The following is a 22,317-nucleotide window of genomic DNA, read 5'->3' on the forward strand; positions in this document are numbered from 1 at the left end:
GACACGGTGGATCAGAAGTTTTTGGACGAGATCGTTCACCTGCTGGGACTGGAAGATAAACTGAAAAATATGCCGAACAATCTTTCTGGCGGACAGCAGCAGCGTGTGGCTATCGCCCGGGCCCTGATCACCAAACCGGCTATTGTGCTGGCCGACGAGCCCACCGGCAACCTTGACAGCAAGACCAGCGCCGAGGTGCTGGGGCTGATCAAGCGTACCAGTGCGGAGTTCCGACAAACCGTTGTGATGATCACCCACAACAACGACATTGCCCGCCTTGCCGATCGGATCGTCCGCATTGAGGACGGTAAGATCGTGGAGTAAGGAGGTGGCAGGCTATGACATGGCCTTTTGAAAATGATACCAGCGGCATTGTAAAGCGCATATCAAACCGCAGTATATCGGCAAATCGAAAAAGAAATATCTTTATTGTTTTGACGATTGTACTTGCCAGCGCATTGCTATCTGCTATTGTACTCTATGGCTTTGGGGTTATGCAGGAAACGCAAAACCGCAACCAAAAAACAGCGCAGATTATGTATCATGCGATTTCTGAACAACAGGGACAGGAACTATACAAGCAAGAAGAAATTGCGTGGGTTGGAGAATTTTTCAACGCATTTTCTGAACAGGTAAACCATTCAACCGTGAACTTTACTTATGCAAATGCAGATATGCTAACATCCCAAAGTATGCCCTATTCGGGAGATTTACCAGCTTCGGAGAATGAAATTGTAGTGCAGGAATCCTTTTTGGATAGTTTGGGCTATTCAAATGAATTGGGACAGACAATTCAAATCCCCTTTTCTGACGGCACTACCCATGATTTCAAATTGACGGGAATCTTAGATGTGAAAACCGGCGATATTGGGCGCTATACAGCCATTATATCGAAAGAATTAGTAAGACAGCAGTATGGCGACGGAGGCATGATTGATTATTACATTGGGCTGAAAGGCGCTCAAAACATGAGCGAGGAAGAAGCCACCAACTATGCAAACACTCTGGCGCAGCAATTAAAAATTTCCGATGATAATGTGATTGTCCGTTCCACATATTTTAACTTAAAGGACAAAAATCACGGAAGCGATATGCTGTTCTATTTCTTGATCGGTTTTGTAACTTTCATTGGTTCCGGCATTGTGATCTATTCGATTTTTTATATTTCAGTAGCAAGCAGTATCCGTAACTATGGACAGCTTCGCACAATCGGAACTACAAAACGACAGATCAAAAAGATGGTTTACCGCGAGGGGAAATTACTTGCTGCCATTGCTATCCCGATTGGTTTGGTTATTGGAAATGTGATTGGGTACTTCCTGATTCCTGCCGGTTGGTACTGGCTGACTACTTTATGTGTGACGGTCGGGGTTGGCCTTTTTGCATTTATTATTGTGATGATTGCCATTCATACTCCTGTAAAAAGAGCTGCGGCAGTATCTCCGCTGGAAGCATTGCGATATTCCGATTATCAGGGGAAAATGAAAGAAAGTTCCGTGTTGCACCGTAAAATAACGCCTGCTTCACTTGCTAAAATGAATCTGTCCAGACAAAAGGCAAAGTCCACTTTAACAATACTTTCTCTTTCACTCGGCGGAGTATTGGTTGTATTGATTTCGACAATGTTAGTTTCCTATGATGGCGTTGCAGAGGCAAGAGGCAGGGCTTTCCCTGTCGGTGAATTTAACATTCAGCTCAACGCAAATCAATCGTGGGACACTGCTGGTATTTCTTTGTCTGGATTGCAGCAAAAGAATTTTCTAAATGCCGATTTTATAAATGCAGTAGAATCTATTGATGGCGTTACAGGAATCAAGCACTGGTATTACACGGACGCAGAATATCGTGTAAATGGTAATTCTGGAAAATGGATTCAGGGCTTTTGCCGAGATGAACAGCAGAATTTGGAGAAAGAGCGAATTGCGGGAACGACTGATTATGATGAACTGGTGGCAGGCAATGGAATTGTCTTGCTTCAAGAGCGTGCCGATCTCTATGATATTGAGGCTGCGTTGGGTGATACCGTCGAAGTGGACTATAAAACCGAATCCGGCCAAATTCGCACAAAGGCCTATACCGTCATGGGCATTGTAAACGAATATTCTTACTCCGGCTTCTCAAAATGCTTTGCGCTTCCGGAGCAGTTTATGAATGAAGCGACCGGGATAGATTGCACAGGTACGATTTCCGTAATTACCGATATGAAAAAATATGATACGGTAGAAGCTGCATTAAATCAACTGATAGACGGAAATAGCGATTTGGTTATGGAAACCATAAAAGAAAGTATCACTTATTATAGCGGACTTCAACAACTTTCTTTCGGGGTATTGTTGATCGTGGCTGTTATTGTTGTGTGCTTTTCTTTAATCAACCTTGTCAATACGACAATCACAAACTTCTTATCCCGTAGGCAGGAAATTGGAATGTTACAGGCGATTGGTTTGAGTAAAAAGCAGCTTATCAAAATGCTGTGCTATGAGGGGTTAATGTATTCAGTTTTTGCTACGCTGGTAACATTGGTTTTGGGGACTGGACTGGGCTTCCTATCCGTACAGGTCGTTGTGAAAACGATGAATCCATACTTTTACTATTCATTTCCGTGGCTGATCGTATTGATATATTTAGCAATCCTGCTGATTGTGCAATTCACCTTGATTTCTTACACAACTGGAAATCTGAAAAAGCAATCTCTTGTTGAGCAAATCAGGACGATGGAATAGCCGTATGGGATCGGCGGGGCGGCGTGTGCTGCCCCGCTTTTTTCGCCATTTCTCAAAGAAATTTTTGAAATGTCCGAGCGTTGTAACAATTCAGCCTGTTTTTCTGTCGAAATCAAAGGCACCTCGGACATTTGTGTAACATTTGTAGTTTATGCTTGTGGTAAATCAATATTGGGGGTGAGGACACATGAAAAAGATACTGCTGATCGACGACAGCGACACCTATACATGGTGCCTGCAAAAATACTTACAGCACCGGGGCTACCCGGTAAAAACGGCTTGTACGCTGAAAGAAGCGCGGACTGCCATCCAAGAGGAAATGCCGCTGGTGGTCTGCTGTGATCTCGACCTGCCGGACGGTTCCGGCATGGACTTTCTGGACGAGGTGCGGGCCGCAGACAAGGAGCTGCCTTTTATTCTGGCGTCCTGTCATGACAAGGACGACTACGAACAGGAAGCTATGCGCCGGGGCGCGACGCTGTGCATGGACAAAATGAAAGGACTGCTACTACAAGATAAGCTGGTGGAATACGCCTACCGGCAGTTATCCGGCGAAAAGGCCCCGACTTTTCACAAGCTGCTCTTTGTCTATGCAGAAGATACCAGCGCCGAAGTGCTGCGGGCTGCTATGCTACAAAAGGGCTTTGACCTGATTCTGGTTTCCTCGATTTGGGAAGCCAAGCGCCGGATTTTTGAGGATAAGGAAATAGAACTGATCTTGTGCGATCTGGAACTGCCGGACGGCACAGCAATGGAGCTGTTTCATACGCTACGGCGGGTGGCGGGGATGTTCCAAATGAAGAATCCCCCTGTCCGGCTTCTGCCGTTCTTTATCCTCACCGAGAACAACGACCCTGCCACGGAATATGAATACCGGCATGAGGGCGTGAACGACTATATCACCGCCCCGGTCAATATCCCGGAGCTGATCCGGCGGGTTCTGTTCTTTGTGGAATGAAGCTTTTTTATTCGGCGGCTTTGTTAAGCAAGGCCGCCATTTTTAATTCATTTATCTTCAATGTTTGTTCTGAATATCGTATAATGTAGGGGAACGGCTGTGGTTTCATAGAGTGGTGAGGTGTTTATATTATGAATGAACGAGAAAAAACGATTCGACTATGGTTTGATATGTGGCTCAATCAGCAGGATATGGGCATTGATGATATTTTTACAGAAGATGTAATCTATACAGAAAGCTGGAGTCCCCAGTATAACAACCGAAAAACAGTAAAGCATTGGTTTCAGGAATGGAATACCCGTGGCAAGGTGGTGATTTGGGAAATCAAGCAATTTTTTCATAAGGGAGATCAAACGATTGTGGAGTGGTATTTCAAAAATGAAATGAACAATGGAAGTATAGAGGAATTTGATGGAATCTCGCTGGTTGAGTGGACAGAGGATAATAAAATAAAGGCATTAAAAGAATTTGGGTGTAATCGCAATACCTATAATCCATACCAGGAAGGCGATACCCCTCAATTCAAAGCAGAAAAAGCGAATTGGTTTTGAATTGAGTGCTTATAATGTTAGCTGCTGTGGTTTCATAGAGTGTTGAGAAATTTTTGAGATTTACCATATATCATACAAAGAACGGAGGTGCATGATTTTGAATCCTAAATTACTGATCGTTGATGATGAACGCGGTATTGTTGATATGATACAGAGTTATTTTCAAACACAATATGATATTCTGACTGCTTATAGCGGACAAGAAGCGCTCAAAAAAGTAGCTTGCAAACCAGATTTAATTTTATTGGACATCAATATGCCGGGAATGGATGGTCTGACTGTATGCCAGCAGATACGGGAACACATTGCCTGTCCCATTCTTTTTTTGACTGCTCGTATTGAATCCAGCGATAAGATCATTGGATTTCAGGCCGGGGCGGATGATTATATCGTCAAGCCCTTTGATTTGGATGAATTGGGGGCGCGTATTGCCGCACATCTGCGCCGGGAGCAGCGACGCCAAAATAATTCGGCAGTGCGCTTCTTTGGTGAATTGATACTGGATTATTCTGCCCGAACAGTTACAATCAATAATCAGAACATCCCGCTATCTAAGAGGGAGTTTGAGATTGTAGAACTTTTATCCCTCAATGCAGGACAGGTTTTTGACCGTGAGCGAATTTATGAGCTTGTGTGGGGCTTGGATGGGGACGGAAACAGCGATACAATTATGGAGCATATTCGGAAAATACGCGCTAAATTTGCAGCACATACATTGCATAATTACATTGAAACGGTTTGGGGGTGTGGTTATCGGTGGAACGCCTAAAAAATATGGGACTAAAGAAATCTTTCCTGCTATTATCCCTCTCCTGTTTGGCAGTGGCATTTCTCCTGCTTGGGGCAGTTATCTTCCTATGCCGAGGCATTGAAAACCATTATCCTTTAGGCGGTGTAGAAATCTTGTCGGATGGCTCTGTTGTACCTCTGCCGTCTCCTACGGTGTCACAACAGCGTATTTTGGCTATCCTAAACATTGTGCAGACGGTTTCCTGTATTCTTTTTCCAGTAGGCGGATTGATTGTTTCAGTCTTTCTTTTTTATTATCTCAAATTGAAACAGCCTATTTCCTGCCTGCAAAATGGCATTATGCGGATTCAGAATAATGATCTGGATTTTTCGCTGCCGATTTTGTCTAACGATGAAATGGGACAACTATGTGCTGCCTTTGAAGAAATGCGGAGTGAACTTCTGAAATCGAATCGGCTGTTGTGGCAACAGGCCGAGGAACGCAAACGGCTCAATGCCGCATTTTCCCATGATCTGCGTAACCCGATTACGGTATTAAAAGGAAGTGTAAAACTTTTGCGGCAAGGTATTCAGGACGAACAGACCATAGACCGGCTGGAAAGTTACACTTTACGGATCGAGCAGTATGTAGAAGCTATGAGCAGTGTTCAAAAGTTGGAACAACTCTCTGTTAAGCCAAAAGAAATCAGACTATCAGTTTTGCAGAGTGAATTGCAGGAAACAGCACGACTGTTAGCGCTATCCAAAAAAGTTTCTGTTTTAGTACCATCAGGCGGAACAGTTTGTATAGATCACGGGCTATTTCTTACCGTAGCGGAAAATCTGATTGGAAATGCGGCGCGATTTGCAGAAAAAGCAATCTCTATTCAAATAACGCTGCAAAATGATTCTATGACCTTGAATGTAGAAGATGATGGTGCTGGTTATCCGCTGTCTCTCGTGCAGAATGGGCCAACCCCCTTTGAAACGACAAGTAGTAATTCCTCACATTTTGGAATGGGGCTTTACAGCAGCAGAATTTTATGTGAAAAACATGGTGGCCGATTGATTTTGGAAAATCGGGCCGGGGGCGGTGCATCCGCAACGGCTATTTTTTATTTCGTGTAATCCTTGAGCGATTTTTGAGATTTATCATTTACACTCTCCTTATACCACAAATAAGGAGAGTGTTTTTTATGAATATTGAGGCAAAGAATTTATCAAAGATTTATGGTGACGGTGAAAACCGAGTGGTGGCTTTGGATCGTGCAAATCTCGAAATTGTATCCAGCGATTTTATTTCTATCATGGGGCCATCGGGAAGCGGAAAAAGTACCCTGCTGCATTTGCTTTCCGGCTTGGATAAGCCATCTTCCGGCTCGCTGACCTACGATGGTAAAGATATTTACAGTTACAGCGATAAGGAGTTGTCGGCATTCCGCCGGAAACGGATTGGATTTATTTTTCAGCAATTTAATCTGCTTCCGGTTCTGACGGCGAAAGAAAATATTATCATGCCTCTTTTGCTGGATAAGCAAAAACCGAATGAAGCATACCTGAAACAGCTTACAGAACTGCTTGGCATTCAGGGCCGCTTGGAACATCTGCCCCATGAGTTATCCGGCGGCCAGCAGCAGCGTGTAGCCATTGCCCGCGCTTTGATTGCAAAGCCGGATGTAATTTTTGCGGATGAGCCTACGGGAAATCTGGACAGCAAAAGCGGCGGCGAAGTCATGGAACTGCTTCAAAATGTATGGAAAAAGATGGGGAAAGCTCTCGTTGTCATTACCCATGACAGCCGTATTGCACGAATGGCAGACCGGCAGTTTCAGATTGTAGATGGTGTGCTTACGGAGGTGACAGCGAAATGAAATCTTATCGTACATTAGCATTGAAAGAACTGCTGTCCCAAAAAGTCACTTCTATTCTTATTTTGATTGCCGTTGTGCTGTCTACTATGATGACAACCATTGTAGGACAATCCATTGGCGTACTTAGTGCAATGCGGGAACAGCAGGCCATCGCTATCGGAGGAAACCGATATGCCACTTTTTTGCAGATGAATGCAGATCAGCTTCACGCACTGGAACAGGATGAGCGTCTTTCCTATGTAGGGAAATCTATTTATATGGGAAGTTTAGAACTCTCCCCATCTCTCACCCTTGGTTTGATGGAATATTTGGATGATACTGCCGCTATCTATCCATCCAGTACCAGTGTAGAAGAAGGTCGTCTGCCGGAAGCCCCGATGGAAATAGCTCTTTCGGAAGATATTCTGAAATATCTTGGCTTTGAGGGCGGTATTGGAGATAAGATTACACTTTCACTGCAAAAAAATCTTCGCCACAACATTGCGGACAGCTATTCCTATACAGCAGAATTTGTTCTTACAGGGATATTGAAAAATAACTACTTGGGATATACAAGCGGCACTGTTACGGGAGTTGTAGGGGAAGGAACTGCTGAACAACTTCTACCGGAATCTTATATTTATTACAATGTCGATATTCAGACTGCCGATAAAAAGAGTTTTCAAGCAGTTGTCGATGACTTCAATAAGGAATTGAACATCCATGAGCTTGATACCAGCTACAATATTGTATATTTGAACGCTTTGGGAATTTCCTATACTGCAAATTCCGAGGATGCCAATGATAAGGGATTCTCTTTTATGACAGTCGCAGGGATATTAGTGGGCAGTTTAATTTTGCTGGCTGCTGGCCTTGTGATTTACAACATTCTGAAAATATCTGTCTCAAAACGAATAAAGGGATATGGAACACTTCGGGCTATTGGAAGCGAAAAAGGACAACTTTATCAGATCATTGTAATTGAAGTAACCCTATTGTGTCTGATTGGGATTCCTATTGGTATGCTTCTTGGCTTTTTGAGTGCCAGAGGGATTTTAGAGACAGCTACCGGCCTGGTTTCTCCTGAATTGTTCTTGGTTCAGGATTCTTCCGAATTGAAAACCCTAATAGCAGAAAACAGTTCTTTGAATGGAACCTTACTGATATTAAGCGGAGCAATCACTTTGGCGTTTGCGTTGTTTGCAGCATTACCAGCAGCCAGATCAGCCGCAAGGGTATCCCCTATTATGGCGATGTCTGGAACAAATCTGAAAATTCGACGCAGAAAGCGTAAAACAAAGAAAATCCATAATTTTGAAGCATACTATGCCCGTCTGAACTTAAAGAGAAATAAAGGCCGTACTGCAATTACAATTTTGTCCCTTGTTATGAGTATCACGGTTTTTATTGCACTGCAAGGTTTTTCCTCTTTACTGAACGCTGCAAGTGCCCTGCAAGATAACCATTTAGGAGATTATCAGATCACAAATGAAAGTGTTGGATTTACCGCAGACGATCTGAATACCTTAAAGAAAAATAAAGCAGTACAGAGCGTAGCTGCTATACAGTTTTCGCTTTACGAACAAAATGAAAATGGGCAGCTCGATGGAATCAGTCTTGAATTTCAACTAAAACCCGGCGAAACTTTTCAGGTTGTCGGATTGAACGATGAATATTGGGATTATTTTATGGGGGATCAATTACCAGAAGAACAGCTTGGACAACTGAAATCAGGGAACGCCTGTATAGTAAGGAATCCTATTCCCATGAGCTACGGCGAAGATGTTCTTGAATTTACAAATATAGAGGCCGGAGAAAACATCTGTGTTGCGGGAATGGAGCTGAATGTTTTGAAAACCTTGGATGGCTATGACGGTTATCTTGGTATTGGAAATGGCGGTTTCACAAATGGTGTTCAAGTGATTGTTGATGATGCTATCTATGAACGCCTGACGGGAAAAGATACCTATTCAGAGTTTTTGCCTACACTGAACGAGGGTGCTGACAGGGAAAACTTTGATACATTTATCGAGGCGTTTTGTAACAGAATACCGGGGACAACATTCTTGTCATATGAAGAAACCGACCAGCAACTAAAAGAGAGCTTTGCACAAATTCAAATGCTGGCATGGGGGCTGATTCTTTTCGTTGGCCTGATTGGTATTCTTAATATCATCAATACCGTTTACACAAATATTCACACCAGAGTAACAGAAATCGGTATGCAGCGGGCCATTGGAATGAGTGCCGATAGCCTTTATAAAACTTTCCTTTGGGAAGGTGCATATTACGGAATCATTGCCTCTGTGATTGGAAGCGTGCTGGGATATGTTTGTACGATCTTCATTGAGGCGGCCACGAGCGACACCATCCAGCTTGTTGCAATCCCTGTCATGCCCATTCTTGAAGCAACCCTCTTGGCAGTAGGAGCTTGCTTGCTGGCAACAGCAATTCCGCTACGGAAAATTTCAAAAATGAATATTGTGGATTCGATTGAAACGGTTGAGTAGAACACTATTTTTTGAAATGTCCGAGCGTTGTAACAATTCAGCCTGTTTTTCTGTCGAAATCAAAGGCACCTCGGACATTTGTGTAACATTTGTAGTTTATGATGATTATAAATCAAAGATAACTTTCACTTAGGTATTAAGACATAATATGGAGGTGATGATGTGATGGGACATTAGCTGTTTTGGATATAGAAGAATCCGGCAAGCAGATCGGAGAAAAGTTATTTCTGCTTCTTAACGAAGAACAAAAGAATGCTCTGATGCAATATATTTTGGAACAGGGAGTCTGTCATGGAACGGTATTCAATTCCTGTCACACTTCCTCCGCATCAAAGAAAAATCCTCTAACAGAAATACAGGAAGGCGAGCTTTATCTATGCCTGGAACACCGCACTGTCAGGGTTAGGGAACGGATTATCAACCTGACAAGTAAGGAGTTTGATATACTGGCATTACTCATTGCCAATCCCAAACGTGTTTTTACTTACGAACTGATTACCGATTTGGTTTGGAAAGAGGATTGTGATTTCTATTCGAGAAAAGCCATTCATAATCATATAAGTAAGCTGCGTAAGAAATTGCGCTTTGAACCGGATCTTCCAAACTACATTGAGAGTGTCGCCGGAATCGGCTATAAATTTGAACATCTATAACATGAGCCCACAAGGTGTCGTTTTCCCCTTGTGGGCTTGCTTTTTGCGGCATATATTCTAAGAGCAGAATATGTAGAAAATTGCGAATATAAAGAGTAAAAAGCGAATGCCTGCGGACTGATACAGGAAACATAACCGATATAATTTTCTCCCAAGGAGGTATCAAGCAGCCGATTCAGGCTCCTCCTTGATGGGAGGAAATGCCTATGCGTCTATGCAACACAGATCCGCAGATAAACTGCTTTACATTCAGTCACCTATACGTCGTAATCCAGCTCGTATGGATTGCGGCGTTTTTGGTTTCGACAATATTTGAGCATTTTCGCTGTCAGCCTCCCGGAGAAATTTCATACTGCTGCTTTGGCGCGCCTGTTCTTTGTACGGGCGCGCTTTTTTGTACCCTTTTTTTAATCAGAAAGAGACTTAGACCTTATCGCTGCCGCAGCCCACCCTCTGATTTCGATTTTTGCCATCAACTCAAACATCGAAATTGGAGGAAATTACTATGAAGAAAATCAATCTTCGGGATTATTACCCGTATTATACACAGGACATGATCGTTGAGGTGCCGGATGAAGTTGCGGACATTCTCCGGGAATATAAACTTGCTGAAGCAGCTTATTTTTTGCGTACATACCGGCATAAAGCCTATTTTTCTTTGGATTATGACATCAATGTGGAACATGAGGCTATGGTGCTTGTTTTGACACCAGCAGATATTTTTGAACAGAAGGAAGAAAACGCTAGACTATATGAAGCGCTTGCCTCGTTGCCGGAAAAACAGCGTAACCGTATCACTTCACATTTTCTGTTGGGAATGAGTTTATCGGATATTGCAAAAAGCGAAGGAACCGGCGTCAGCTCTGTACATGAAGGAATCCAACGTGGACTTCGGCGTTTGAAAAAAATTTTAGAAAAAATGAATACAGACCCCGAAAATTACCATCAAAAATGAAATGTATAATAGAGGGACATATTCGGCGGGACAAGCTGGACGGGTGTGGTAAGGAAGCATATACATCCTCCACCCTAACTGTAATATCAATTTGTCTGCCATGCCCCTTGCTTGTTCCTTGACAACCGAATATACGCTGTTACGGGTACTTCATTCTGTGTTCCGAGCGGCAGATGGGGCGGCGCGGTGACAGGCGGCCTAAGGAGGTGATGAATCCAGGCTGTCCGAGCGATAAACGCAACCTACGAAACCGGCTGTGGCAGGCCGGACGCGATAACGACACAGATCATAATGGTACTTCTTCACAGCTTCCTAAAGACTTGGGGAGAGTTCCTGCGGCGTTTGCTTGCTCTGGCAAAGCGGCGGCGTATGTGGGACTATGATGCGGTGACGCTACCCGCAGCCTGTAACAGCCCCGTCCTTATAACAGAAGGACTTGCCGGGGTGCGTGGCAAATACGGCAGCAAAATCGAAATCAGATATAATGGGCCGGATTTATGTGTGTAATAACCATAGATCCGACCTATTCATGTGGTTTTGATAACACAGTTTTCAGAAGGGAGTTGATACTATGGAATTGAACACCATTGTCAGTGAAGTGGGTACGCTGGTAGACATTCGGGATGTCTCTGTCAACAAAGAACTTTCTCGTGATGAACGGATTGCAGAATTTGTTCAGCAAATCAAAAATCCATACCATTTTAAGTGTGGACGTTTTACTGTACAAGCCAGTTTTTCTGCTGAAGGTGCTACCCTGGAAGAATGTATCAAGGGTATTTTGCGATAGCTGCAATTTTAAGAAAGGGGCTGACTTTTCCGTAAAAGCATGGTAGAATAAGAATCGGAAAAGGAATTGAATATGGAATAACCACACTTCTTGAATTGCGGGGATTTTTCTGTGCAACGAAAGGAGTGTTTTTTTATGCAGGTTTACAAAGCGATTAAGTACATCCGTCTTTCTTATACGGATGATAAAACAGTAGAAAGTGACAGCGTTGCTAACCAGCGGCGCCTGATCGATGACTACATAGCCCGACACCCGGAAATTGAGGTTGTGGCAGAAAAAATTGACGATGGTTATAGTGGTGTTTTGTTTGATCGCCCGGCATTTCAGGAAATGATGCGGATGATCGAACAAGGCGAAGCTAACTGCGTGATTGTCAAAGACCTCTCCCGCTTAGGTCGTGAGTACATAGAAACAGGCCGTTATATGCGCAGGGTATTTCCAGCCTATGGAGTGCGTTTTATCGCAATTAACGATAATGTGGACACGGAAAATGACGCTGCCGATGATCTCACGGTTTCTGTCAAAAACATTATGAATGAGGCTTACTGTCGGGATATTTCCGTTAAGACACGGAGCGCCCTGGAAGTAAAACGGCGCAGCGGGGATTTTGTAGGTGCTTTTACCATCTATGGTTATGTGAAAGTCGGCGATAAACACAAGAGCCTGGAAGTGGACGAATATGCTGCTAATGTTGTGAGGGATATTTTCAGAAAACGGCTGGAGGGATTCAGCGCTTCCCATATAGCGGATGAACTGAACCGATTAGGAATTCTTTCGCCTTTAGCGTATAAGCGCAATCACGGAATGCCTCATGCAAAAGGTGGCTATACAGACCGAAAGGATTGCAAATGGTCTGCAACTACAATCATCCGCATTTTGCAGGATGAAACTTACACCGGAACACTGGTCCAGGGCAAACAGACAACGCCCCATTTCAAATTAAAAGAGCGTGAGGACAAACCTTCTTCGGAATGGATTCGTGTGGAGGGAACCCATGAAGCGATCATACAAAAGCACGATTTTGATCTGGTGCAACGGCTCCGCAGGATTGACACAAGGACTTCTCCCAAATCGGATAAGGTTTACCTGTTTTCCGGTATTTTGATCTGCAGCTGCTGTGGCTGCCGTATGACCCGCAAGACGAACCGCTATAAAGATAAAGAGTATCACTATTATTACTGCCCGACCGGCAAAAAGAATGGATGCACATCGTCGGTCATGCTGAAAGAGTCGGATCTGATTGAATGTGTGCAGGACAGTTTGAAAGGACATATTGAAAATGTTGCTTCTCTGGATGCCCTGCTGTCCAGTATCAGTCAGGAACGGATCAACCGGGAATTGGCGCAGGAATATGCCGCACAGATCAGAGTAAATGAAAAGCGTGTGGCACAGACCGAGGGCTTTAAGGCAAAACTCTATGAAAATCTGGTGAGTGGAATTCTGACAAAGGAAGAATTTCTCTCTTATAAGCGAAAATACAATGCAGATATTGAACTGTTCCAAAAGGCAATCGTTGAATGGAACGATAAACTTACAGATGTATTGGAAAACCGAAGCGAACGAAACCGTTGGATCAACCATTTTATGAAATTTTCTACTATGGAGGATATTGACCGCCGGGCAGTCATGCAGCTTATCCGAAGCATACGTGTAATGGGTAAAGATGAACTGCATATTGAATTTAATTACCAGGATGAATATCAGAAAGCAATCTCTTTGGCAGAACAGATTGCTACAAAAAATGAAGAAAGGATGGTGGGCTAAATGGCAAGAAAAAGCAGAAAACAGACGGCAGCGCCTATGCCGGCACCATCTTTATATGTACATGTGGCTCTGTATATCCGTCTTTCTGTGGAGGATAACAAAAAGCGGGGCTGCTCAGTAGAAAATCAAAAGCTGGTACTGAATGACTTTCTTTCAGATAAACCGGACTTCGTTGTGTATGATACCTATATCGACAACGGGGCGACAGGGACAAATTTTCACCGCCCTGGATTTCAGCAAATGCTATCTGATATTGAAGCAGGCCACATTAACTGTGTGATTGTTAAGGATCTTTCCCGATTAGGGCGAAATTCTATTGACACAGGTTATTATATCGAACAGTATTTCCATGCTCATAATGTTCGCTTCATTGCTGTTACGGATCAGTTTGATACAGAGGATTCCGGAAATCTTCATGGCGGTATCATGCTGCCTTTGAAAAATATGATCAATGAAGCCTATGCTCTGGACATTGGACGAAAAATCAAAGCACAAGCGCGGCAGGCTATGAAAGATGGCGACTATATTGGTGCACGGGCACCTTACGGTTACAGGAAAGACCCTGATAATTGCCATAAACTTCTGATTGATGAAAATACTGCCCCTGTGGTAAAACAGATTTTTGAATGGGCACATGAGCATGTGTCTCTGAACCGGATTGTCCGCAATCTAAATGAGATGGGGATTCCGGCACCGAGCCATTATAAAAAGGACACTGGCGAGATTACCAGTCCGGGCCTGATTGGAAGCGGCAAATGGCAGACCCGTACAGTGATGAAAATTTTAGAAAGCGAAGTCTATACAGGCGATCTGGTGCAAGGAAAAACAAAGATTGTAGATCATCAGCAGGTCAAGGCTGGAGAAGATAATCTGATTATTGCCAAATGCACCCATGAACCGATCATTAGCTATGAATTGTTTAATGCAGTTCAGGAATACAGAAAACAGATCTGTGAAGAAAGCAAAGCAACTCCAAAACGCCCCTACACGCCAAACATTTTCAAAGGCAAAGTGTTCTGTGCTGATTGTGGCAGAAGCCTTCACCGGCAACGTGCCGAGCGCCGGAAAGGCCCCGATACTTATTGGTTCCACTGCCTTACAAACAGCCGGATAGAAAAAGATAGCTGCAAAGGCGCAACGATGCAGGAAAAGGAACTGATTTCTACTGTTACGGCTATTCTTGAAAAAGAGCTGACAGTTGCGCTGGGAATGTCGCTGCCACTCTTTCAGTTGGAGGCAAGACAAAAACAGGAAAAAGATAAGCTGAAAATTCAGATGTCGGCCAAACGGCAGGAAATTGAAAAAACACGCCGGCTGATCCGTGGTCTATATGAAAATTTTGTGCAAGGTATTTTGACAAATGATGAATACTTTGAATTGAAGGCGGATTATGAATATGCTATCAATGCTCTGTCTGGTGAGATTGAAGTATTTGAAAAATCTATGGACTCCCTGGACAACCAGCTTGCCCGATACCGTGCAATGGAAAAGGATGCAAAAACACTGGCACAGGATCATGTGCTGACTGCAGAACTGATCGAACGGCTCATTGAACGAATTGAGATTGACCACGAGCGGAATATTCATGTAACCTTCCGTTTCAAAAATGAATTTCAGGGAAAGGCGGTGGAACTGTGCGCAACTATGTGATTGCCCTTTATATCCGTCTTTCTGTGGAAGATTTCAAAACCGAAAGTTTGAGCATACCAAATCAAAAACTGATTCTTCGTGAAAAAGCTATGTCTCTGCCGGAATGGGATAACAGTGAGATTTTGGAATTTATTGACAACGGTCATACAGGGACAAACTTTGAGCGTCCGGCGGTGCAGGAACTTTTAACAATGGTTCAGGCCGGAAAGATCAACTGTATTATTGTAAAAGACCTTTCCCGATTTGGACGTAACAGCATTGAAACCGGCTATTTTATTGAGCGGGTATTTCCTCTTTACCACACCCGTTTTATTTCCGTCAGTGATGATTTTGACACAGCTAATTTCAAAGGTGATACCGGAGGGATTGATATTGCTTTCAAGTATCTTATTAGCGAGTGTTATAGCCGGGATATGTCCATGAAAACCAAAAGTGCAAAATACGCAAAGATGCGTCGTGGGGAATATCAGAGTGTCATCTGTCCTTACGGCTATCGCAAGAGTGCAGACGGACGTATGGAACCGGACGAGGATGTTGCCCCGAATGTGCAGATGATATTTCAATGGGCGTCTGAAGGCAACACCGCAGCCGAGATCACAAGAAAACTGTATGCCATGAATATCCCCACCCCTGGGGAATATCGCAAACTTAAAGGCAAGGACTATTACAATGTTTCCCGAACAAACGGCGTTTGGAGTACATCAACGGTCCTGCGTATTTTAGAAGATCAAAGATATATCGGTACCTATGTAATTGGCAAGAGAAAGGTAAAAGAAATTGGCAGCCGACATACACAGTTAAAGGATGAAAGTGAGTGGTTCAAAATACCGAACCATCATCCGGCTATTGTAAGTGTGGATCTATTTGAGAAAGCCAATGCTTCAATTAAGCGTTTCTCTCTGTCAAATAAAAAGCCGCGTGATTATCTGCTCCGTGGTAAGGTGTTCTGTGGATGCTGCGATCATGCAATGTCTCTACGAAATGGTGCGTGGTTTTATTGCCGTCATTCCGAGGTGGCTGAAACGCTTCCTTGTCATGGTGTGCGTATAAAGATGGCAGATCTGGAGCAGGTTGTATTTGAAACAATTCGGGCTCAAATGTGTCCGGCATTGGGAATTGATAGCAATAAGGATAAATTGGATTTGCAGACAGTTCAGCAGGCCGAACATGAAGAAAAACTCCGTTCTATTCAAGACAGCAAGCGGCATCTTTATGAGCAGTATGCACTCGGAGAGATTGATTTGGAAACCTATCGAACACGAAAAGCGGTTTATGACACGGAGCTGGTACAAGCCAAAAATGTTCATGCTGTCATTACTGCACAGACAAAGCAGATAAAAAGTGATTATGAGATTAAGCTGAAACAACAGGAAATTGTTCAGGAAGTCGGAAACGCCAACATGCTGACAAAAGCTCTGATTGACCGGCTTATCAACAAAGTTTACGTCTTTCCAGGAGATCGGATTGAGATTGAATATGCAACACAGGATTTCTTAGAAACAAAGCAATCTGAAAAGGAGGTATAACCGTGAACACCCATTTGAAACAGCTATGGGCAGCTATGAAGCTGCCCGAAAAACTTCAAAAAAAGTTATAAATTTTTTTGTCGTGGGCTTGACATACGGGTGTCGTAACTGGTGAAAGTGAAAATCTTCAAATCCTTCCAGCTTTTTTGATACTGACCTGCAAGCAATGCCGAGTGTACTCGGCAGTTCCAGACTGCCATCCGGTCTGAGGCAGACAAAGGATATTTCTTTATAATCTGCCGGGACTTCCTGTGTTCCGTCAAGGTGATAGTATTCATAATACACCCTGTTTTTCACATGCACCTCTTTGTAGTAGTTGCGGTGGTAAAGTTCCCCGTACTGCATCCGGCTTTTCAGTTGTTCCCGTCTTGCTGCTTTCAATATTTCAGTCAGCGTATCTCCAAAATCAACAATCCTTACTTTCTTTCGCTTGGTCGTTCCAATCACATTTTTATGCTTTGCACCGTCGTAACGGATACTTCTTTTAATGGTCAGGCATTGATCTTCAAGGTTGATGTCCTGCCATGTAAGACCACAGGTTTCACCGATGCGAAGTCCTGCATAATATGCAATCTGAATCGGCAGGATCGCAGGTGGATTTTTCTTTTCCAGATACTTGATAAGTCGCTCATAATCCTCATGTGAAATCGGCTGTGTGCCATCTTCGACTTCATCATCGGAAAAGAGGTCAACTTCCTCTGCCTGTTTTTTCAGCTTAATATACTGCATCGGATTGAAACTGATTAACTGTTTTGGAAATACTGCAAAACGGAATGACTGCTGCAACACTGCGGAAAAAGAATGGATATAATCTTTACTGTATCCTTTTCTCACTTTTCCGTCTGGAAATTCGCCACCGAATGTAAGCAGATCAAGAAATGCCTGTAAATGTTCGGCAGTAACTGTTTTCAGTTTACGGTCTGCAATCGGGTGTTTCTTAGTGCAACGGATTGCACTGAGATAATTTTCCACTGTGCCATTACTGAGTGTTCCGGTTTTCAGTTCTTCTTCTGCCCACATGTCCAGAAGTTCACCTACGGTAAGGTTATCTGCTTTTGCAACAAATTTCTTATCTTCGTAATCTTCCAGTGCCTTGCGGAGAAGTTTTTCTGTCTCACTTTTGCTTTCGGTTCCGGCATATTCTTTCTGAACCATTTTGCCGCTTGCGTCCTCTACATAGAAGCGGTAGTACCATTTCTTTCCTTTTTTTCTAACAGATCCTTTTGCCATAATCGTATGTCTCCTTTCGATATCAGACAATCGGAACTGCTGAAATGCTTCTTGCGTGTAAGTATATCATAACTCCGATTATCTTACTATACCGATTCAGAATCCTCGTACATAACTTCGGATAAAAGATTTGCAAGCCGTTGTTCTGCTGTTTCCGGTTTCTTGGAATAGAGCCTTACAATATCTGCCATGTCATTCAATGCGTTGACAGTATGGGTGATCTCCCTGAGAAACATGATCTCGTTATATTCATCATTCGATTCAAACCCCATTACTTTTGCAATGTCCGCTTCTTTGGTATTGCCTTTGTAATTCTTGCAGGCGAACTGGAACGAATCCAAAAACAGTTCATATTGTTTCAACATTAACAGCAGTAGGTCTTTGGAAAAAGCATCTTCTGTTTTCGTAAGGTCAAGAGGTAACTGTTTGAGAATATCCGTCATGGCATCACGAATCTGTAATTCTCTTTTATCCGTAATGTCGGTTTCATATTCGTCCGTTTCCCCTCTGAGCCATTCCACAGATACATGGAGAGCTTCTGAAAGACCTTCCAGCACCATTTTCTTTGTATTGTCAATCGTTCCGGCTTCATATCTCTGAATCGTAGATGCAGTCACACCCATCTTTTCAGCGATATAAGGCTGTGTCAGATTCAATTCTGTACGGCGCTGTTTTGCCCTGCTACCGATCAGCTTGCGTAATTCTTTATCTTTCATGCTGATGTGCCTCCTTTTTCGGTATGTCATTACTATACCACATAACAAACAATATTGCAATATGCAATTAAACAATAAACAATATAATTTCGTAATGCTTGACAAGATGATATAAACACGCTATACTGACAGCACAAAAGAAATTGCATAATGCAATTTATAAGGAGGTGGTCACATGACGCAAAGAAAGATTGCCTTATCTATTGAGGAAGCTGCGGATTATACGGGAATCGGCAGGAACACCCTGAGAAAACTGGTGGAGTGGAAGAAACTTCCGGTATTAAAGGTCGGGAGGAAAGTCCTGATTAAAACGGATATGCTGGAACTTTTCATGGAAGCCAATGAGGGCAGGGACTTAAGGGATAAAGGAAATGTGAAAGCCGTCACAAGAAACGGTTCCACTTAAAAAGGCGGTTCCCGAAGAAACCGCCAAAGGTTTTATCAGACCGAAGCCATGATATACCTACACGCAAGCAGATTATACCATGTACTTCGTCTGACAGACAACAGGAAACTTATGTTTGGTAGAAAAAAGAAAGGACGATGATATTTATGGCAAGATCAACAAAGAGTTATGAGGAGCGTCTGCTCCAGTTGGAAAAAAGAGAACAGGAAAGCCTTGAAAAAGCGAAACAGTACGCAGCACAGAAACGGGAACTGAAGAAACGTCAGAAAGATGCGGAAACAAAAAAACGAACCCACAGGCTCTGTCAGATTGGCGGTGCGGTGGAATCAGTGATTGGTTCTGCGATTGAGGAAGAAGATATTCCGAAGCTGGTCGGCTTCTTAAAAAGGCAGGAAGCAAATGGGAAATTCTTCTCAAAGGCAATGCAAAAAGAGCCAGTTGCGAATACGGAGGAAGTGTAATGCCGGAGGGAGTGGAGTTTCCATTCCCTTCATTGCTTTTTTATGAAGGGCGCACTTATGGACAACCAGAGGTCGTCCGTATAAGTTTGCCACAGGTGGCAACCGGTCTGCGCTTACGCTTGCCGGGCTCGTTCCGTCGGCGGGGCTTTCAGCCAGACCTGCTCATGCCGCAGGAGGCACTCTTCGCCAGAGGGGCACATTCCATGCAGGCTGTTATGCACAGGGCACTCTTACGCAGAGGGTGCTCCGGCAGATACCATTTTCTTTTAGGAAAAACGTTACCTGCCGGAAATCAAAGCCGGATACGGCAGAATGGGGGAAACGGAGCATGGCGATTTTTCATTATACAGTAAAGATTGTTGGACGCAGCAAAGGAAAATCCATCATATCGGCGTCTGCTTATCTCAATGGCGATGTGATGAAAAATGAAGAAACAGGCAGGATCAGCTACTATACTTCAAAAAAAGAAGTCGTTTATACCAGCCTGCTGATGTGTGAAAATGCACCACAGGAATGGCAGAATGTACCTGCTGAAAATATCAGACGGTTCCAGAAATCTGTCCGATATAAAAGGGCAGATAACCAAAATGCTGCACTGGAAAAATTCAAACTTACTTTTCAGAAGCAGCGTTTATGGAATGAAGTCTTGAGGATAGAAAAAAGTTCAGATGCACAACTCGGCAGGTCATTTGAGTTCTCACTTCCGAAAGAATGGAGCCGACAGGAACAGATTGATTATACAACTGAATATATTCAAAAGACCTTTGTAGATAAGGGAATGTGTGCGGATTGGAGTATCCACGATAAAGGAGATGGTAATCCCCATGTGCATTTACTGGTGACGATGCGACCATTCAATTCAGACCACTCATGGGGTAACAAAGAAATCAAGGATTGGGAGTTTGTCAGAGATGAAAATGGAAATATTGTGGTGGATGAATCCCATCCGGACTGGTGGCAGGATAAAAAGAACCCTGACCGTCATGGAATCCGAATCCCCGTACTTGATGAAAATGGAGTCCAGAAAGTCGGGACAAGGAACCGCAAACAGTGGAAACGTGTATTAACCGATGCTACCGGGTGGAACAATCCGAAAAATTGTGAGCTATGGCGGAGCGAATGGGCAAACGTCTGTAATGCACATTTGAAAACGGAAAATCACATTGACCATCGTTCTTATGCAAGGCAGGGAAAATTAGAGATACCGACGATCCATGAGGGCGCAGATGCCAGAAAAATTGACGAGAAATTTCAAAACGGACAGACATCCTCTACTTCATGGAAAGTAGAGGAAAACCAGATCATAAAAAGACAAAATGCACTGCTGGATAAAATACAGATTTCTTTTGGAAAAGTATCCAGTGCATTAACACAATGGAAGGAGCGATTGCGTGACATTAGAAGAAAGCCGGGAAGTCATTCCCATGATGGAGACAATGATAAACCAGATCGAGGAACAGCAGAATCTTATGGCAGAGATGGTACAGGAATTGCAGGAACGGGACAGGCAGCTCCTGTCTTTTCAGGAGCAGAACCAGAGTTTAAAAAGCTTAAACAGCGAATTATCCAGGCTGCTAAATCTTTTGCCAGATACAGAAGAACTGCTCTCACAGATCGAGCAACAGAAAACCAGAATCGAACAGTTGGAAAACGAGAATCAGCAATGGCAGGAATTAACGCAGAAGCTGAACAACGAGAACAGCTTATTGCAGAAACAGAACAGCGAATTGCTGACCTTAAACAGCAGATAGAGAAAGCGAGGGAGATCGATGAGCGAATGCAGAAACTTAGAGAACGTCGGGCAGGTGGAAGAACTTCTGCTGATGACCGAACAGATGCAGGACGAACTGGATCAGAAAGACCAGACAATCCAGGAACTAAACAGGCAGCTAAGCGAATCGCTGACCTTGAACGAGAAATTGAACAGCGAAAACAGAGCCGAGAATATCGAAGCATTGCGGACAAGATTAAGGCAAACAGAGGAACGATTGACCAGCGAGACAGACAGCAGGAAAAGAGCCGACGCAGAAGCCGTGGCATGGAAATTTAAGTATGAAAAAGCAGAGCAGGAAAAACTTTATGCACAGACACACCAAAAGACGGTAGAGGTAGCTGTTGAGAAAAAAGTGCCTTATGAGAAATGTGAAAAATGTGACCGTACTGCTTACCGGAAAGCAAAAGAAAAATGCGATAGCCGTAAAAGCCAGTTAGAAAAGAAATATAAAAATATGACGATTGGTTATGAAAGTATCTTGTTTCTACTGGCATGGTACAGCATAACAACAACACTGTTTACTGCGATTCTTTCGCCGGTTTTCCTTAACGACTGTATCGTCTTTTTCGGTGCGTTAGGAAAAGGAATGGGAAGTTTATTTCGGGAGTTTGTGACAGGTGCAGACTCTTTCGGACAGTTAAGCAGTGGAATACCTAACAGTATTCTTTCCGGGATTGTGTACTGGCTGATTGCCGGTACTGTCATGGCAATTTTATTCGTAATAACCGGGTGGCTGATAATCGGGATTGGTTATCAGGTAGGAAAAATCTACCGGAAATATTGTTGGGATATCATCAGTATCGTGGTAGCGATAACGAGTACAGCTGTTGTAATTTACTTTGGAGAATGGATTAAAAACGCTAATCCGATAAATCTTATTGTATTGCTATTACTGTCGCATATTATTTATATTGGAATCAGATGTTATGTGAAAGACTGGATGGAAGAACGAGGATATTATTAAAAGAGGACAGGGAAATTTCATAATCTTCCTGTCCTTAGTAAGGGACTATTGATTGTTTATATAAAGAAAAAGTATATAAATAAATCTTGACAATTAGTACGAACTCGGAC

At 43.3% G+C, this 22,317-nt stretch carries 20 protein-coding genes and 1 pseudogene; 19 read left to right on the forward strand and 2 right to left on the reverse strand.

All coding sequences use genetic code 11. The annotated features are described in order from the left end of the window. The 14 genes from DW694_RS04395 to DW694_RS04460 all read left to right on the forward strand — a co-directional run. A partial coding sequence (locus tag DW694_RS04395) for an ATP-binding cassette domain-containing protein (protein WP_118752610.1) occupies nt 1-324 on the forward strand: 324 nt, incomplete at its 5' end. A 14-nt stretch (nt 325-338) separates the two neighbouring features. Beyond that, a complete protein-coding gene (locus DW694_RS04400; protein ID WP_005361170.1) occupies nt 339-2,723 on the forward strand; it encodes an ABC transporter permease in 2,385 nt (794 codons plus the stop codon). A 187-nt stretch (nt 2,724-2,910) separates the two neighbouring features. After that, on the forward strand, nt 2,911-3,681 hold the full coding sequence (locus DW694_RS04405) for a response regulator (RefSeq protein ID WP_005361171.1): 771 nt from the start codon (nt 2,911-2,913) through the stop codon (nt 3,679-3,681). A 131-nt stretch (nt 3,682-3,812) separates the two neighbouring features. Next, nucleotides 3,813-4,232 (forward strand): nuclear transport factor 2 family protein, encoded by a 420-nt coding sequence (locus DW694_RS04410; RefSeq protein ID WP_004841005.1) that lies wholly within the window; start codon nt 3,813-3,815, stop codon nt 4,230-4,232. 91 nt (nt 4,233-4,323) lie between these two features. Further along, on the forward strand, nt 4,324-5,001 hold the full coding sequence (locus tag DW694_RS04415) for a response regulator transcription factor (RefSeq protein WP_005361173.1): 678 nt from the start codon (nt 4,324-4,326) through the stop codon (nt 4,999-5,001). Continuing rightward, the gene (locus DW694_RS04420; RefSeq protein WP_242652124.1) at nt 4,989-6,089 is read left to right on the forward strand and encodes a HAMP domain-containing sensor histidine kinase; all 1,101 of its coding nucleotides are present in this window, start codon (nt 4,989-4,991) and stop codon (nt 6,087-6,089) included. Before DW694_RS04415 ends, DW694_RS04420 begins: the two co-directional genes overlap by 13 nt. A 68-nt stretch (nt 6,090-6,157) precedes the next feature. Then, complete coding sequence (locus DW694_RS04425; RefSeq protein ID WP_005361177.1) at nt 6,158-6,832, forward strand: ABC transporter ATP-binding protein; 675 nt, start codon at nt 6,158-6,160, stop codon at nt 6,830-6,832. Continuing rightward, nucleotides 6,829-9,321 carry an ABC transporter permease gene (locus tag DW694_RS04430; protein ID WP_064786724.1) on the forward strand — a complete coding sequence of 831 codons (2,493 nt, stop codon included), beginning with the start codon at nt 6,829-6,831 and terminating at the stop codon, nt 9,319-9,321. The genes DW694_RS04425 and DW694_RS04430 overlap by 4 nt, the downstream gene beginning before the upstream one ends. A 260-nt stretch (nt 9,322-9,581) precedes the next feature. Continuing rightward, nucleotides 9,582-9,974, forward strand: a complete 393-nt coding sequence (locus DW694_RS04435) for a winged helix-turn-helix domain-containing protein (RefSeq protein WP_005361180.1) — start codon at nt 9,582-9,584, stop codon at nt 9,972-9,974. A gap of 505 nt (nt 9,975-10,479) precedes the next feature. Beyond that, on the forward strand, nt 10,480-10,929 hold the full coding sequence (locus DW694_RS04440) for a sigma-70 family RNA polymerase sigma factor (RefSeq protein ID WP_064786723.1): 450 nt from the start codon (nt 10,480-10,482) through the stop codon (nt 10,927-10,929). A 571-nt stretch (nt 10,930-11,500) separates the two neighbouring features. Continuing rightward, nucleotides 11,501-11,716 (forward strand): DUF6870 family protein, encoded by a 216-nt coding sequence (locus DW694_RS04445; RefSeq protein WP_005361189.1) that lies wholly within the window; start codon nt 11,501-11,503, stop codon nt 11,714-11,716. A gap of 135 nt (nt 11,717-11,851) precedes the next feature. Then, the gene (locus DW694_RS04450) at nt 11,852-13,480 is read left to right on the forward strand and encodes a recombinase family protein (RefSeq protein WP_118141148.1); all 1,629 of its coding nucleotides are present in this window, start codon (nt 11,852-11,854) and stop codon (nt 13,478-13,480) included. Next, nucleotides 13,481-15,130: a recombinase family protein gene (locus DW694_RS04455; RefSeq protein ID WP_005361193.1), complete on the forward strand. Its 1,650-nt coding sequence runs from the start codon at nt 13,481-13,483 to the stop codon at nt 15,128-15,130. Continuing rightward, a complete protein-coding gene (locus DW694_RS04460; protein WP_040446605.1) occupies nt 15,115-16,656 on the forward strand; it encodes a recombinase family protein in 1,542 nt (513 codons plus the stop codon). The genes DW694_RS04455 and DW694_RS04460 overlap by 16 nt, the downstream gene beginning before the upstream one ends. Before the next feature lie 99 nt (nt 16,657-16,755). Here the strand turns inward: DW694_RS04460 and DW694_RS04465 are convergent. Together DW694_RS04465 and DW694_RS04470 are read right to left on the reverse strand one after the other, a co-directional pair. After that, nucleotides 16,756-17,886: pseudogene (locus DW694_RS04465) on the reverse strand (tyrosine-type recombinase/integrase); the annotation flags it as partial. 86 nt (nt 17,887-17,972) lie between these two features. Next, nucleotides 17,973-18,602 carry a helix-turn-helix transcriptional regulator gene (locus DW694_RS04470; protein WP_004841162.1) on the reverse strand — a complete coding sequence of 210 codons (630 nt, stop codon included), beginning with the start codon at nt 18,600-18,602 and terminating at the stop codon, nt 17,973-17,975. A gap of 175 nt (nt 18,603-18,777) precedes the next feature. Between DW694_RS04470 and DW694_RS04475 the strand changes: the two genes are divergently transcribed. The 5 genes from DW694_RS04475 to DW694_RS04495 all read left to right on the forward strand — a co-directional run bounded on the left by DW694_RS04475 (nt 18,778) and on the right by DW694_RS04495 (nt 22,207). Beyond that, the gene (locus DW694_RS04475) at nt 18,778-19,008 is read left to right on the forward strand and encodes a helix-turn-helix domain-containing protein (protein WP_002578307.1); all 231 of its coding nucleotides are present in this window, start codon (nt 18,778-18,780) and stop codon (nt 19,006-19,008) included. A gap of 146 nt (nt 19,009-19,154) precedes the next feature. Further along, nucleotides 19,155-19,469: a hypothetical protein gene (locus DW694_RS04480; RefSeq protein WP_015540600.1), complete on the forward strand. Its 315-nt coding sequence runs from the start codon at nt 19,155-19,157 to the stop codon at nt 19,467-19,469. Then, nucleotides 19,469-19,822 carry a hypothetical protein gene (locus tag DW694_RS17405; protein WP_058692446.1) on the forward strand — a complete coding sequence of 118 codons (354 nt, stop codon included), beginning with the start codon at nt 19,469-19,471 and terminating at the stop codon, nt 19,820-19,822. The genes DW694_RS04480 and DW694_RS17405 overlap by 1 nt, the downstream gene beginning before the upstream one ends. Continuing rightward, nucleotides 19,798-21,519 (forward strand): MobA/MobL family protein, encoded by a 1,722-nt coding sequence (locus DW694_RS04490; protein ID WP_117535163.1) that lies wholly within the window; start codon nt 19,798-19,800, stop codon nt 21,517-21,519. Before DW694_RS17405 ends, DW694_RS04490 begins: the two co-directional genes overlap by 25 nt. Then, complete coding sequence (locus DW694_RS04495; RefSeq protein ID WP_009243742.1) at nt 21,458-22,207, forward strand: DUF6040 family protein; 750 nt, start codon at nt 21,458-21,460, stop codon at nt 22,205-22,207. Before DW694_RS04490 ends, DW694_RS04495 begins: the two co-directional genes overlap by 62 nt. Nucleotides 22,208-22,317: the final 110 nt, after the last annotated feature.

The organism is Ruminococcus sp. AM26-12LB (assembly GCF_003480785.1).
GTDB classification, from domain to species: domain Bacteria; phylum Bacillota; class Clostridia; order Lachnospirales; family Lachnospiraceae; genus Blautia_A; species Blautia_A fusiformis.

Bases quoted from the DNA above. Each gene is read 5' to 3' on its own strand.
- DW694_RS04400 (WP_005361170.1), top strand. From the start codon at position 339: ATGACATGGCCTTTTGAAAATGATACCAGCGGCATTGTAAAGCGCATA.
- DW694_RS04405 (WP_005361171.1), top strand. From the start codon at position 2,911: ATGAAAAAGATACTGCTGATCGACGACAGCGACACCTATACATGGTGC.
- DW694_RS04410 (WP_004841005.1), top strand. From the start codon at position 3,813: ATGAATGAACGAGAAAAAACGATTCGACTATGGTTTGATATGTGGCTC.
- DW694_RS04415 (WP_005361173.1), top strand. From the start codon at position 4,324: ATGATTTTGAATCCTAAATTACTGATCGTTGATGATGAACGCGGTATT.
- DW694_RS04425 (WP_005361177.1), top strand. From the start codon at position 6,158: ATGAATATTGAGGCAAAGAATTTATCAAAGATTTATGGTGACGGTGAA.
- DW694_RS04430 (WP_064786724.1), top strand. From the start codon at position 6,829: ATGAAATCTTATCGTACATTAGCATTGAAAGAACTGCTGTCCCAAAAA.
- DW694_RS04435 (WP_005361180.1), top strand. From the start codon at position 9,582: ATGCAATATATTTTGGAACAGGGAGTCTGTCATGGAACGGTATTCAAT.
- DW694_RS04440 (WP_064786723.1), top strand. From the start codon at position 10,480: ATGAAGAAAATCAATCTTCGGGATTATTACCCGTATTATACACAGGAC.
- DW694_RS04445 (WP_005361189.1), top strand. From the start codon at position 11,501: ATGGAATTGAACACCATTGTCAGTGAAGTGGGTACGCTGGTAGACATT.
- DW694_RS04450 (WP_118141148.1), top strand. From the start codon at position 11,852: ATGCAGGTTTACAAAGCGATTAAGTACATCCGTCTTTCTTATACGGAT.
- DW694_RS04455 (WP_005361193.1), top strand. From the start codon at position 13,481: ATGGCAAGAAAAAGCAGAAAACAGACGGCAGCGCCTATGCCGGCACCA.
- DW694_RS04470 (WP_004841162.1), bottom strand. From the start codon at position 18,602: ATGAAAGATAAAGAATTACGCAAGCTGATCGGTAGCAGGGCAAAACAG.
- DW694_RS04475 (WP_002578307.1), top strand. From the start codon at position 18,778: ATGACGCAAAGAAAGATTGCCTTATCTATTGAGGAAGCTGCGGATTAT.
- DW694_RS04480 (WP_015540600.1), top strand. From the start codon at position 19,155: ATGGCAAGATCAACAAAGAGTTATGAGGAGCGTCTGCTCCAGTTGGAA.
- DW694_RS17405 (WP_058692446.1), top strand. From the start codon at position 19,469: ATGCCGGAGGGAGTGGAGTTTCCATTCCCTTCATTGCTTTTTTATGAA.
- DW694_RS04490 (WP_117535163.1), top strand. From the start codon at position 19,798: ATGGCGATTTTTCATTATACAGTAAAGATTGTTGGACGCAGCAAAGGA.